The following is a 12,559-nucleotide window of genomic DNA, read 5'->3' as shown; positions in this document are numbered from 1 at the left end:
GCAGTATCGCCCGCGCTACCCGCCATTCCCTTGACCTATGCCAGCTCCGTCGCAGAACGCCGCGACCGTCAGTCGCGCAGGCACTCCGCATCCAGATGCAGCTCGCCGATGTGCTGCACGGCACCGCGCATATGCACGCGGTAGTCGTCCTCTACGCGGATGCTCAGCAGGCCGCCGGCCAGGTGAACGGTGATCTCGCCGTCGCAGTAGCCCTTCAGCCGGGCCACGGCCGCCGCCGCGCAGCTGCTGGTGCCCGAAGCGAGGGTGTAGCCGGCGCCGCGCTCCCAGATTTCCACGCGCAGGTCGTTGCGCCCGAGCACCTGGACGAATTGCACGTTGGTGCGGTTGGGGAACAGCGCATGGGTTTCCAGCAGTGGCCCCAGTGTTTTCGCCAGTTGCGCCTCGGTGTGTTCGACGAAGACCACGCAATGCGGATTGCCCATGGACACCGCGTTCAGGCGCAGGTCGTGGCCGTCCAGTTGCAGCGGAATGTCCAGCGCCTGCGGGGTGTCGACCCGCACCGGGATGGCGGCGCTGGCGAACTGCGCGTGGCCCATGTCCACCTCGACCTCGCGGCCCTGGTCGAACACCTGGCTGGTGACCGGCCCGGCCACGGTGACGATGCGGAACGGCTGTTCATCCACCAGACCCTGGTCCCACAGGTAGCGGGAGAAGATGCGCAGGCCGTTGCCGCTGCGCTCGGCGAGCGAGCCGTCGGGATTGAGGATGCGCAGGCCGAAGGCGCCGGCGTCGCGGCCCTCGGGGACGAGGATGCCGTCCGAGCCCAGGCCGCGATGGCGGTCGCAGATGCGCACGACCGCTGCGTCATTGAAGGGGAAGGGCTCGCTGCCGGCGTAGACCAGGTAGTCGTTGCCCAGGGCGTGGTACTTGAGGAAGCGCATCGCGGATCGGGTCCCAGGTGGCGGAGCCCAGCACTATAGCCAGGCCCGCGCGCGCCCGCCCGATCCGCCTCAGCTGTTGGCCAGCGGGGCTCGCCGCGAGGCCGGGCGCAGCAGCCGTTCGCCGAGGATCACCAGCAGGCAGGCGAAGATGAACGGCGAGGTCATGAAGGGAATGCCAAGGGTGACCATCGCCCGCTGCAGCAGCAGGGCCAGCACGGCGCCGGCGAGCGGGGCAACCAGGCTCGGGCTGCGCAGGGCCAGGGCGAGGGCGGCCAGGGCGCTGTTCATGCCGAGCAGCCCGCTCTGTACGTTGCCCTGCGGAATGCCGGCGAACACCGCCACCGGCAGCACCATCACCGCGCCGAACAGGGCCCATGTCGCCGCACGCGGCGCGCCGAGCAGCAGGCCGAGGAAGATCAGCGCGCCGGCCAACGGAGCGTCGAGGAAGATCACCTGGCCGAAGGCGCGGCTGGTGGCTTCGAGGAAGGCCGGCAGCGGCAGGTTCAGCAGGCCCGCGCCGGGCGCGGCGGCGCCCAGGCCGAGCCAATGGCCCAGCGGCGGCAGGCTCCAGCCGAGCAACACGAAGGCCAGGGTGTAGGGCGGCAAGCCACGGCGGTGACGCGAGGCGTTCAGCAGCAGGTGCTGCAGCAGCACGCTGGCGATGCTGGCGAGCAGCACCAGGATCACCAGCGCCGGCGACCAGGCGAACTTCAGTGGCAGCAGCATTCCGATGAGCACGGCGTTGTAGCCGTACAGGCCGGCGTCGATGTCGTCCGCGCGGTAGCGCAGCAGGCTGGCGCAAGCCGGGCCGGCGATGGCGCCGAGCAGGGCGCCGGGCAGCAGGGCGGGCGCGCAGGCGCCGATCAGGGCCAGGCAAAGCAGGCCGAACAGCGGAGCGGGCTGCAGGAATACCTGGCTGAAGCCGCGCAGCCAGAGGGTTAATAAAGGAAGTGGGCGCATCTGAGGTCTGGGCAGTCAAGGGGTATCCGGGCTTCTCCGGTTCCGCGTCGGCGGCCGTGCCTTCCATCGGGGGAGGGCATCGCGGGAAGCTCCGTGGGCAGAATCTGCGGGCGCCATTCTGCCACGGCACCATTTTGGGGCGTGAATAAAAAAGAGGCCGGTCGCCGGGATCGCCGGCGGGTGGCCTCGAATGTCCATAGCCTGCGTGGGAGGTTGCGAGGTGGCTATGGCCGACAGTCGTTGCGGGCCGTTCAAGGCCAATCCCGGACGGACAGGGTCGCGGCCCCGTTTTCCCGGCCCCGTCCGTCCGGGAGTGACGCTGTGTGGAGGCACGCCTTGGCGTGGCTCCGGAATGCTTTTTCTCGCGCCGTCAGGCGCGAGGCTATTCGCGAGCAAGCTCGCTCCTACGAAGCGGAGAGTGCCGGCGCTACTGTCTCGATGCGCAGCATGTTGGTGCTGCCCGGCTGGCCGAACGGCAGGCCGGCGGTGACCACCACGGTGTCGCCACGCTGCGCCATGCGCTGGGCGAGGGCGATTTCCAGGGCGGTGGCGCAGATTTCGTCGACGTGCGCCAGCTGTTCGTTGACCACCGAGTACACGCCCCAGGCCACGCTCAGCCGCCGCGCCGCGCGCAGGTTGGGCGTGAGGCTGAGGATCGGCGCCTTCGGCCGCTCGCGGGAGGCGCGCAGGGTGGAAGCGCCGGACTCGGTGTAGTTGACCAGCACCGCCACCGGCAGGATGCGGCTGATGCGGCGGATGGCGCAGCTGATGGCGTCGGAGACCGTGGCTTCCGGCTCCGGGCGGTTCAGCTCCAGCTGGCCCTGGTAATCCGGCTCGGCTTCGACCTGGCGGATGATCTTCGCCATCATCTCCACCGCTTCCACCGGGTACTGGCCGGAGGCGGTCTCGGCGCTGAGCATCACGCAGTCGGCGCCTTCGCTGACGGCGGTCGCCACGTCAGTCACTTCTGCGCGGGTCGGTGCCGGCGAGAAACGCATGGATTCGAGCATCTGCGTGGCCACCACCACCGGGCGCCCCAGCTCGCGGCAGACCTGGATGATGCGTTTCTGGATGCCCGGTACGTTCTGCGCCGGCACCTCCACGCCGAGATCGCCGCGGGCGACCATGATGGCGTCGGCCAGGCGGGCGATCTCTTCGATGGACTGCACCGCCGAGGGCTTCTCGATCTTGGCCATGATGAAGGCCTTGTCGCCGATCAGCGCACGGGCTTCTTCTATATCTTCCGGGCGCTGCACAAAGGACAGCGCCACCCAGTCCACGCCCAGCTCCAGGCCGAACGCCAGGTCGCGGCGGTCCTTGGCGGTAAGCGGGCTGAGCTTGAGCACCGCCTCTGGGACGTTGACGCCCTTGCGGTCGGACAGCTCGCCGCTGTTGAGCACGCGGGTCTCGATGGCGTCGCCGTGGTTGTTCAGCACCTGCAGGCGGATGCGGCCGTCGTCCAGCAGCAGGCTCATGCCCGGCTCCAGCGCCTGGATGATTTCCGGGTGCGGCAGCATCACGCGGCGCTCGTCGCCTGGCGCGTCATTGAGGTCGAGGGTGAAAGTCTGCCCCTTGGTCAACTGCACCGCGCCGCTTTCGAAGCGACCGACGCGCAGTTTCGGCCCCTGCAGGTCCATGAGGATGCCGATGGGCGTATTCAGCTCGGCCTCCACTTCGCGCACCCACTGGTAGCGCTGGGCGTGGTCGGCGAATTCGCCGTGGCTGAAGTTCAGGCGGAACAGGTTGGCGCCGGCGTCCACCAGGGCGCGGATGTCCTCGCGGCCCTTGATGGCCGGGCCGAGGGTGGCGAGGATCTTGACCTTCTTGTCGCTGTTCATTGCTCGGCACTCTCGAGAATCAGGATGGCGCGGAAGTCGTTGACGTTGGTGCGGGTCGGCCCGGTGGTGACCAGGTCGCCCAGCTCGGCGAAGAAGCCGAAGCCGTTGTTGTCGTCCAGTTCGTGCAGTGGGTTCAGCCCGGCGGCCAGCGCGCGCTTGTAGCTGCAGGGGCTCATCAGCGCGCCGGCGTTGTTCTCCATGCCGTCGATGCCGTCGGTATCGCCGGCCAGCGCCCAGATGCCCGGCTCGCCCTTGAGCGCGGCCGTGAGGCTGAGCAGGAATTCGGCGTTGCGCCCGCCACGGCCCTTGCCGCGCACGGTCACGGTGGTCTCGCCGCCGGAGAGGATCAGGCAGGGCGCCGCGAGCGGCTGGCCATGCTTGCGGATCTGGCGGGCGATGCCGGCATGGACCTTGGCCACGTCGCGCGATTCGCCCTCCAGGTCGCCCAGGATCAGTACCTCGAGGCCGGCTTCGCGAGCCTTGGCGGCGGCCGCGTCAAGGGCCTGCTGCGGGGTGGCGATCAGCGTGAAGTAGCTGCGTGCCAGGCACGGGTCGCCGGGCTTCACGGTCTCCGAGCGCGGGTCTTCCAGCCAGGCACGGATGTGTGCGGGCACTTCGATGCCGTAGCGCTTGAGGATCGCCAGGGCGTCGGCGGAGGTGGTCGGGTCGCCCACGGTGGGGCCGGAGGCGATTACTGTCGCTTCGTCGCCGGGTACGTCGGAAATCGCGTAGGTGTAGACGCTCGCCGGCCAGCAGGCGCGGGCCAGGCGGCCGCCCTTGATCGCCGAGAGGTGCTTGCGCACGCAGTTCATCTCGTCGATGGCGGCGCCGGACTTGAGCAGCGCTTTATTCAGCGCGCGCTTGTCGTCGAGGCTGATGCCTTCGGCGGGCAGGGCGAGCAGGGCCGAGCCGCCACCGGAAAGCAGGAAGATGACGCGGTCGTCCTCGGTCAGGCCGCTGACCAGTTCCAGCACGCGGCGGGCGACGCGCTCGCCGGCGTCGTCCGGCACCGGGTGCGCGGCTTCGACCACTTCGATGCGCTGGCAATTGGCGCCGTAACCGTAGGGGGCGACCACCAGGCCGTCGACCTCACCGTTCCAGTGCGCCTCGGCCACTTCGGCCATGGCGCCTGCAGCCTTGCCGGCGCCGATGACGATGGTGCGCCCGCCGTGCACGCGCGGCAGGTGGCGGGCCAGGGTCTGCGCCGGGTGGGCGGCGGCGATGGCGGTGTCGAACAGCTCGCGCAGCAGGGTGCGTGGGTCGAGGCTCATGTCGGGTTCCTCAGGTTCTTGTTGTCCTTGCGGCATTCCGCAGGCGCCTGGCGAGAAGCGCCTGGGGGATGCCTTCGAAACACCCGGCCGGCGAGGCCGTGATTCACGCCGGCCGGGGTTCGAAAGCTTCGTTGCTGCCTGCCGGCCCCGGTCACTCCCATAACCAGGGGCAGCAGGTGACAGCCGATTCCTCAGTCCTTGCGGATCGAGAAGTTGGCCATGTGCTCCAGGCCCTTGATCAGGCCGGAGTGGTCCCAGTTGGCGCCGCCGATGGCCGCGCAGGTGCTGAACACCTGCTGGGCGTTGGCGGTGTTGGGCAGGTTCAGGCCCAGTTCGCGGGCGCCGGCCAGGGCCAGGTTGAGGTCTTTCTGGTGCAGGGCGATGCGGAAGCCCGGGTCGAAGGTGCCCTTGATCATGCGTTCGCCGTGGACCTCGAGGATGCGCGAGGAGGCGAAGCCGCCCATCAGCGCTTCACGCACCTTGGCCGGGTCGGCGCCGTTGCGGGCGGCGAACAGCAGGGCCTCGGCGACTGCCTGGATGTTCAGCGCGACGATGATCTGGTTGGCCACCTTGGCGGTCTGGCCGTCGCCGTTGCCGCCGACGCGGGTGATGTTCTTGCCCATGGCCTGGAACAGCGGCAGGGCGCGTTCGAAGGCGTTCGGGCAGCCGCCGACCATGATGCTCAGGCTGGCCGCCTTGGCGCCGACTTCGCCGCCGGACACCGGGGCGTCCAGGTATTGCGCGCCGGTAGCCTTGATCTTCTCGGCGAAGGCCTTGGTCGCGGTGGGCGAGATCGAGCTCATGTCGATCACCACCTTGTTCGGGCCAACGCCTTCGGCGATGCCGTCCTGGCGGAACAGCACGTCTTCGACCTGCGGGGTGTCCGGCACCATGACGATGATGAACTCGGCTTCCTGGGCCACTTCCTTCGGATTGGCCAGGCCGATGGCGCCGCCGGCGACCAGGGCGGCCGGAGCGGCATCGTGATGGGTGGAGATGAAGAGCTGGTGGCCGGCTTTCTGCAGGTTCTGCGCCATGGGCAGGCCCATGATGCCGGTGCCGATGAATCCGATCTTGGCCATGAGGGTGTCTCCTGGTTTCTCGTGAGGGGTTCGCGCAGGGCGCGGTGTGTTCGTGGTTTTTGGGCCCCCGGGTTCGCGTGGACCCAGCAAAAAGCATCAGATCGCGTTATGGCTCTTCAGCCAGCCGAGGCCCGCCTCGGTGGTGGTCGCCGGCTTGTATTCGCAGCCGACCCAGCCCTGGTAGCCGATGCGGTCCAGGTGGCCGAACAGGAAGCGGTAGTTGATCTCGCCGGTGCCCGGTTCGTGGCGGCCGGGGTTGTCGGCCAACTGGATGTGGTTGATCGCCGGCAGGTTCTTCTCCATGGTCCGGGCGAGGTCACCTTCCATGATCTGCATGTGGTAGATGTCGTACTGCAGGAACAGGTTGGGGCTGCCGACCTTCTCGCGAATCTCCAGGGCCTGCTTCGTGGTCTGCAGATAGAAGCCGGGGATATCGAGGGTGTTGATCATCTCCATGACCAGCTTGATGCCCGCGGCCTCGAGCTTCTCGGCGGCGTACTCCAGGTTGTTCAGGAAGGTGTTCTCGATGGTCGCGCAGTCGTAGCCCTGCGGGCGGATGCCGGCCAGGCAGTTGACCTGCTGGTTGCCCAGCACCTTGGCGTAGGCGATGGCCTTGTCGACACCGGCGCGGAATTCCTCGACGCGGTCCGGATGGCAGGCGATGCCGCGTTCGCCCTTGCCCCAGTCGCCGGCCGGCAGGTTGAACAGCACCTGCTGCAGGCCGTTGGCGTCCAGCTTGGCCTTGATGGCCTCGGCCTGGAAGTCATAGGGGAAGAGGTACTCGACACCGCTGAAACCGGCCTTGGCGGCGGCGTCGAAGCGGTCGAGGAAGTCCACTTCGGTGAACAGCATCGAGAGGTTGGCGCAGAAACGGGGCATGTCGGGGCCTCCTGGTGATGATTCTTCTTTCCTGGGGTGGGCCTGCGATGGGCGGGTCGTGGCTTTCCCTGCCACGGGATCCGCCCACGCGGGGCCCGGTACTTGCGTCAGTCCAGCAGCGAGATCGCAGTCGGGGCGTCGTCGCGGCTCTCGGCCAGCGCCTCGAACTCGTTGATGGCGTTGATCTCGGTGCCCATGGCGATGTTGGTCACGCGCTCCAGGATCACTTCCACCACCACCGGCACGCGGTGCTGCTGCATCAGTTCGCGGGCCTGGGCGAAGGCGGCGCCGATCTGGTTCGGGTCGAACACACGGATCGCCTTGCAGCCGAGGCCTTCCACCACCGCGACGTGGTCGACGCCGTAGCCGTTGAGTTCCGGTGCGTTGACGTTGTCGAACGCCAGCTGCACGCAGTAGTCGATCTCGAAGCCGCGCTGCGCCTGGCGGATCAGGCCCAGGTAGGAGTTGTTCACCAGCACGTGGATGTACGGCAGGTTGAACTGCGCACCGGCGGCCAGCTCCTCGATCATGAACTGGAAGTCGTAGTCGCCGGACAGCGCGACGACCTGGCGGCTCGGGTCGGCTTTCACCACGCCCAGCGCTGCCGGGATGGTCCAGCCGAGCGGGCCGGCCTGGCCGCAGTTGATCCAGTGGCGCGGCTTGTAGACGTGCAGGAACTGCGCGCCGGCGATCTGCGACAGGCCGATGGTGCTGACGTAGCAGGTGTCCTTGCCGAAGAACTCGTTCATCTCCTCGTACACGCGCTGTGGCTTGACCGGCACCTCGTCGAAGTGGGTCTTGCGCTGCAGGGTGCGCTTGCGCTCGCGGCAGGCTTCGACCCAGGCGCTGCGGTCCTTCAGCTTGCCGGCGGCTTTCCACTCGCGGGCTACTTCGAGGAAGGCATCCAGGGCGGAGCCGGCGTCGGAAACGATGCCCAGGTCCGGGGTGAACACGCGGCCGATCTGGGTCGGCTCGATGTCCACGTGAACGAAGGTGCGGCCCTTGGTGTAGACGTCGACGGAACCGGTGTGGCGGTTGGCCCAGCGGTTGCCGATGCCGAACACCATGTCCGATTCCAGCAGGGTGGCGTTGCCGTAGCGGTGCGAGGTCTGCAGGCCGCACATGCCAGCCATCAGCGGGTGGTCGTCGGGAATGGTGCCCCAGCCCATCAGGGTCGGGATGACCGGCACGCCGGTGATTTCGGCGAACTCGACCAGCTTGGCCGAGGCATTGGCGTTGATGATGCCGCCACCAGCGACGAGCAGCGGACGCTCGGCGGCATTGAGCAGGGCCAGCGCCTTCTCGGCCTGGGCAGGAGTGGCGCGCGGCTTGTGCACGGCGAGCGGTTCGTAGGCGTCGATGTCGAACTCGATCTCGGCCATCTGCACGTCGAACGGCAGGTCGATCAGCACCGGGCCGGGACGGCCGCTGCGCATTTCGTAGAAGGCTTTCTGGAAGGCGTAGGGCACCTGGCCCGGCTCCAGGACGGTGGTCGCCCACTTGGTCACCGGCTTGACGATGCTGGTGATGTCGACGGCCTGGAAGTCTTCCTTGTGCATGCGGGCACGCGGCGCCTGGCCGGTGATGCAGAGGATCGGGATGGAGTCGGCGGAGGCCGAGTACAGGCCGGTGACCATGTCGGTGCCGGCAGGGCCGGAGGTGCCGATGCACACGCCGATGTTGCCGGCGTTGGTGCGGGTGTAGCCTTCGGCCATGTGCGAGGCGCCTTCGACGTGGCGGGCCAGCACGTGGTCGATGCCGCCGATTTTCTTCATCGCGGCGTACATCGGGTTGATGGCAGCGCCCGGCACGCCGAATGCGGTGTCCACGCCTTCGCGACGCATGACCAGAACGGCTGCCTCGATTGCTCTCATTTTGGCCATGGCCTTTCCCCTTGAGTCGGTGGTTTATCTCGTTGGGGGCAAGGATGCCGACTGTGCCAAAACGGCGGAATTGATGGATACTTCAGTTCTGTCGATATCTGGAGTATCGAATGGACCGCTATACCCTCATCCGCAGTTTCGTCCTGGTAGCGGACAACGGCAGCTTCGCCGCGGCCGCCTTGAGCGAAGGCGTGACCCCGGTGGTCATGGGCCGGCGCCTGGACGCCCTGGAGCAACACCTCGGGGTCAAGCTGATGCACCGCTCGACCCGCGGCCTGCAATTGACCGACCTCGGCGAGCAGTACCTGGAGCGCGCGCGCAGCCTGCTCAAGGACTTCGACGAGGCCGACGCCAGCGTGACCCGCGGCGGCAACTCGGTACGCGGGCACCTGGTGGTGTCGGCCCCGGCGGCGTTCGGCCGGCGGCATATCGCGCCGCACGCACCGGCCTTCCTGGCGCGCTATCCGGACCTGAAGCTGTCGTTCAACTTCACCGACAGCCTGGTCGACCTGGTGCGCCAGGGCTACGACATGGGCATCCGCATCGGCGAGGTCACCGACCCCAACTACGTGGCGGTCAAGATGTTCCCCAACCGCCGCGTGGTCTGCGGCGCGCCGCGCTACTTCGAGCTGCACGGCGTGCCGCGCACCCTCGAGGACCTGGTGCGGCACAACTGCCTGGCGTTCAACCTGCAGGGCGGCCAGCAGCGCGGCTGGACCTTCCTGCGTGACGGCAAGCAGGTGGCGGTGCGGGTGTCGGGCAACCTCGACTGCAACGATGGCGAGCTGCTCTACGACTGGGTCAAGCAGGGCCTGGGCATCGGCTGGCGCTCGACCTGGGAGATCCAGGCCGAGCTCAAGGCCGGCGAACTGGTGACGGTGCTCGACGAGTACGAGATCCCGGCCTACGACATCCAGGCGGTGTATCCGCAGCAGCGCTACCTGCCGGCCAAGGTGCGTTTTTTCATCGACTACCTGAAGGCGATCTACAACACCCCGGGATACTGGGAAGCCCGGCATTCTTGAGCGGCTAGTCGATACTTTGATTGTCGATTTTTAGCTTGAAATGTTGTGTACAGATTGTCGCATGATTGTATTTATCGATTGCGTCCGGGATTGCCTTCGGCTATTGCATTAGGGGTCTTGCCATGCCGCGCCCACCCGCCGGGTGGGTGCGGGCGAACGCCTACTACAACTCCAAGAGGAAATTCCCGATGAGCGAAATCAACCTGAACACCGCGCTGGACATCACCCGCAACGCCCTGGCCGCGGGCCGTGAGCTGCATACCGCGCCGCTGACCGTGGCGGTGCTGGATGCCGGCGGCCACCTGGTGGCCCTGCAGCGCGAAGACGGCGCCAGCCTGCTGCGCCCGCAAGTGGCCATCGGCAAGGCCTGGGGCGCAGTGGCGCTGGGCAAGTCGTCGCGCGCGCTGGCGGCGGACGCTCAGCAGCGCCCGTCGTTCATCGCGGCGGTGAACACCCTGGCCCAGGGCAATGTGGTGCCGGCACCGGGCGGCGTGCTGATCCGCGATAGCGACAACCGCGTGCTGGGCGCCATCGGCATCAGCGGCGACGCTTCGGACATCGACGAACAATGCGCGATCCGCGGCATCCAGGCCGCCGGGCTGTTTGCTGACGCGGGCTAAGACTGCTGTTTACTGGGCTCCCGCGTTCGCGAGAGTGACGGAACTGAATCGTCATCCCCGCGAACGCGGGGACCCAAAGAAGTAGGGCGATAACCCGTTAATTGCCAAAGGGCGGGATGGACCTGTAGGAGCGAGCTTGCTCGCGAACGGTCCCGCAGCGGACTCGTTTCGCGAGCAAGCTCGCTCCTACGAAAAGCCGTTCAAACCCGTTGCGGGGTTGGCGCTTAGGCGCGAGTGCTAGAGCGGCAATGGCCGCAACCGCGCCTCGCCCTTGTCGGCCTCGCCGCCTTCCGGCGCGGTGCCGCGCAGCACCAGGCGGGTGATGGTCTCGGCGGCCGCCTCGAAGTCGGCGTCGCTGAGGCTTTCCTTGCCGGTGACCATGGATATCTGCCAGTCGAAGTCGGCGTAGGTCTGGGTCGCCGCCCAGATGGTGAACAGCAGGTGGTGCGGGTCCACCGGCGCCAGCAGGCCACGGTCGATCCAGCTTTGCAGGCAGGCGATGTTGCGCTGCGCCTGGGCGTTCAGCTCGTCCAGGTATTCCTTCGGCAGGTGCGGCGCACCGTGCATCAGCTCGCTGGCGAACACCTTCGAGGCGTGCGGCAGCTCCTGGGAAATGCGCACCTTGGAGCGGATGTACGACTTCAGCGCCTCGGCCGGCTCATCGTCATCGCGGAACGGCGCGGAAGCCTGCAGCAACGGCTCGACCACGCTCTCCAGCACGCTGCGGTAGAGGTTTTCCTTGGACTGGAAGTAGTAGTAGACGTTGGGCTTGGGCAGACCGGCGCGGGCCGCGATATCGCTGGTCTTGGTCGCGGCGAAGCCCTTCTCGGCGAACTCTTCGCTGGCGGCGCGGAGGATCAGGCGTCGGTTGCGTTCGCGGATGCTGGTCATGGTCCTGAGGCTACTCGTGCGCGGGCTGCCGCGTAGGTGGGGCGGCGATGGTAGCACCGGGCCGGCGGGCCTCTCAAGCAAGGTGCCGGAGAGAAGTTGACCCGCCGTTCAGTTTTTCTATACAGTCGGCCGCTCCGGTGTCCCGCCGGTGATCCACTTCCGCGAGCCTGCCGCCGCCATGACCGATACCCGCCTGGTCGACCCCTTCGGCCGTCGCATCACCTACCTGCGCTTGTCGGTCACCGACCGCTGCGATTTCCGCTGCACCTACTGCATGAGCGAAGACATGCAGTTCCTGCCGCGCGACCAGGTGCTCAGCCTGGAAGAGCTCTACGCCGTGGCCGACGCATTCATCGGCCTGGGTGTGCGGCGCATCCGCATCACCGGTGGCGAGCCGCTGGTGCGCAAGGGGCTTACCGGGCTGCTGGCGCGGCTGGGCGCACGCAACGAACTGGACGACCTGGCGATCACCACCAACGGCTCGCAACTGACCGAGCGCGCCGCCGAGCTGCGCGCCGCCGGCGTGCGCCGCCTGAACGTCAGCCTCGACTCGCTGCGCCGCGAACGCTTCGCCGCCTTCACCCGCAGCGATCGGCTGCCGCAGGTGCTGGATGGCATCGAGGCGGCGCGTGCGGCGGGCTTCGAGCGGATCAAGCTGAACTGCGTCGTGCAGAAAGGCCGCAATGACGACGAGGTCTGCGCGCTGACCGCCTTCGCCCTGGAGCGAGGCCTGGACATCAGCTTCATCGAGGAAATGCCGCTCGGCAGCATCGACAGCCACAGCCGCGCGCAGACCCTGTGCAGCAGCGACGAAGTGCGTGCGCGACTGGCCGAGCGCTGGGAGTTGCTGCCAAGCGCTGAACGCACGGGCGGCCCGTCACGCTACTTCCGCGTCGACGGTTTCGCCAGCCGCATCGGCTTCATCTCTCCGCACAGCCACAACTTCTGCGGCGACTGCAATCGCGTGCGCGTCACCGCCGAAGGCAAGCTGGTGCTTTGCCTGGGGCACGAAGGTGCGCTGGATCTTCGCCAGTTGCTGCGCAGCCATCCCGGCGACAACGAGCGCCTGCGCGCGGCGCTGGTCGATGCGCTGCAGCTCAAGCCGCAGCGCCACCACTTCGACGCCGCCGAGCAGGTGCAGGTGCTGCGCTTCATGAGCATGACCGGCGGCTGAGCCGCGCCGCGCGAAACAAGAACAACAAGATCGA

11 protein-coding genes are annotated in these 12,559 nt (G+C 67.6%); 3 read left to right on the top strand and 8 right to left on the bottom strand.

Annotated features, from left to right (window positions below; all coding sequences use genetic code 11):
- Positions 1–68: 68 nt before the first annotated feature.
- The 7 genes from dapF to gcl all read right to left on the bottom strand — a co-directional run bounded on the left by dapF (position 69) and on the right by gcl (position 8,815).
- Positions 69–902 (bottom strand): diaminopimelate epimerase, encoded by an 834-nt coding sequence (dapF, locus tag ACA097_RS03995; protein WP_371368642.1) that lies wholly within the window; start codon positions 900–902, stop codon positions 69–71.
- A 69-nt stretch (positions 903–971) separates the two neighbouring features.
- Complete coding sequence (locus ACA097_RS03990; RefSeq protein ID WP_160286329.1) at positions 972–1,862, bottom strand: urea transporter; 891 nt, start codon at positions 1,860–1,862, stop codon at positions 972–974.
- A gap of 404 nt (positions 1,863–2,266) precedes the next feature.
- Positions 2,267–3,700 (bottom strand): pyruvate kinase, encoded by a 1,434-nt coding sequence (pyk, locus tag ACA097_RS03985; RefSeq protein ID WP_371368639.1) that lies wholly within the window; start codon positions 3,698–3,700, stop codon positions 2,267–2,269.
- Positions 3,697–4,971 (bottom strand): glycerate kinase, encoded by a 1,275-nt coding sequence (locus ACA097_RS03980; protein ID WP_371368637.1) that lies wholly within the window; start codon positions 4,969–4,971, stop codon positions 3,697–3,699. The genes pyk and ACA097_RS03980 overlap by 4 nt, the downstream gene beginning before the upstream one ends.
- A gap of 191 nt (positions 4,972–5,162) precedes the next feature.
- Positions 5,163–6,053 (bottom strand): 2-hydroxy-3-oxopropionate reductase, encoded by an 891-nt coding sequence (locus ACA097_RS03975; RefSeq protein ID WP_371368635.1) that lies wholly within the window; start codon positions 6,051–6,053, stop codon positions 5,163–5,165.
- Positions 6,054–6,149: 96 nt separating this feature from the next.
- Positions 6,150–6,932, bottom strand: coding sequence for a hydroxypyruvate isomerase (gene hyi, locus ACA097_RS03970; RefSeq protein WP_371368633.1), 783 nt, complete (start codon positions 6,930–6,932; stop codon positions 6,150–6,152).
- Positions 6,933–7,039: 107 nt separating this feature from the next.
- Positions 7,040–8,815, bottom strand: coding sequence for a glyoxylate carboligase (gene gcl, locus ACA097_RS03965; protein ID WP_371368631.1), 1,776 nt, complete (start codon positions 8,813–8,815; stop codon positions 7,040–7,042).
- A 110-nt stretch (positions 8,816–8,925) separates the two neighbouring features.
- On the opposite strand from gcl, the gene ACA097_RS03960 reads away from it, so the two are divergent.
- Both ACA097_RS03960 and ACA097_RS03955 read left to right on the top strand, forming a co-directional pair.
- Entirely contained in the window at positions 8,926–9,840 is a 915-nt protein-coding gene (locus tag ACA097_RS03960; protein WP_371368629.1) for a LysR family transcriptional regulator, read from the top strand.
- A 188-nt stretch (positions 9,841–10,028) separates the two neighbouring features.
- Positions 10,029–10,460 (top strand): heme-binding protein, encoded by a 432-nt coding sequence (locus ACA097_RS03955; protein ID WP_371368627.1) that lies wholly within the window; start codon positions 10,029–10,031, stop codon positions 10,458–10,460.
- Between the two features lie 237 nt (positions 10,461–10,697).
- Here ACA097_RS03955 and ACA097_RS03950 read toward each other — a convergent pair whose 3' ends face one another.
- The gene (locus ACA097_RS03950; protein WP_043250905.1) at positions 10,698–11,351 is read right to left on the bottom strand and encodes a TetR/AcrR family transcriptional regulator; all 654 of its coding nucleotides are present in this window, start codon (positions 11,349–11,351) and stop codon (positions 10,698–10,700) included.
- Between the two features lie 178 nt (positions 11,352–11,529).
- Here ACA097_RS03950 and moaA point away from each other — a divergent pair, with 178 nt between their 5' ends.
- Positions 11,530–12,525: a GTP 3',8-cyclase MoaA gene (moaA, locus tag ACA097_RS03945; protein ID WP_371370476.1), complete on the top strand. Its 996-nt coding sequence runs from the start codon at positions 11,530–11,532 to the stop codon at positions 12,523–12,525.
- Positions 12,526–12,559: the final 34 nt, after the last annotated feature.

Source organism: Pseudomonas sp. QL9 (assembly GCF_041409665.1).
In the GTDB taxonomy this organism is placed as follows: Bacteria; Pseudomonadota; Gammaproteobacteria; order Pseudomonadales; family Pseudomonadaceae; genus Pseudomonas; species Pseudomonas knackmussii.
The sequence above is the reverse complement of the archived record's forward strand: the minus strand, read 5'-3'. Positions and strand labels throughout refer to the sequence as shown.

Excerpts from the sequence above, each read along its gene's own strand:
- dapF (WP_371368642.1), bottom strand. The coding sequence starts at position 902 with ATGCGCTTCCTCAAGTACCACGCCCTGGGCAACGACTACCTGGTCTAC.
- ACA097_RS03990 (WP_160286329.1), bottom strand. The coding sequence starts at position 1,862 with ATGCGCCCACTTCCTTTATTAACCCTCTGGCTGCGCGGCTTCAGCCAG.
- pyk (WP_371368639.1), bottom strand. The coding sequence starts at position 3,700 with ATGAACAGCGACAAGAAGGTCAAGATCCTCGCCACCCTCGGCCCGGCC.
- ACA097_RS03980 (WP_371368637.1), bottom strand. The coding sequence starts at position 4,971 with ATGAGCCTCGACCCACGCACCCTGCTGCGCGAGCTGTTCGACACCGCC.
- ACA097_RS03975 (WP_371368635.1), bottom strand. The coding sequence starts at position 6,053 with ATGGCCAAGATCGGATTCATCGGCACCGGCATCATGGGCCTGCCCATG.
- hyi (WP_371368633.1), bottom strand. The coding sequence starts at position 6,932 with ATGCCCCGTTTCTGCGCCAACCTCTCGATGCTGTTCACCGAAGTGGAC.
- gcl (WP_371368631.1), bottom strand. The coding sequence starts at position 8,815 with ATGGCCAAAATGAGAGCAATCGAGGCAGCCGTTCTGGTCATGCGTCGC.
- ACA097_RS03960 (WP_371368629.1), top strand. The coding sequence starts at position 8,926 with ATGGACCGCTATACCCTCATCCGCAGTTTCGTCCTGGTAGCGGACAAC.
- ACA097_RS03955 (WP_371368627.1), top strand. The coding sequence starts at position 10,029 with ATGAGCGAAATCAACCTGAACACCGCGCTGGACATCACCCGCAACGCC.
- ACA097_RS03950 (WP_043250905.1), bottom strand. The coding sequence starts at position 11,351 with ATGACCAGCATCCGCGAACGCAACCGACGCCTGATCCTCCGCGCCGCC.
- moaA (WP_371370476.1), top strand. The coding sequence starts at position 11,530 with ATGACCGATACCCGCCTGGTCGACCCCTTCGGCCGTCGCATCACCTAC.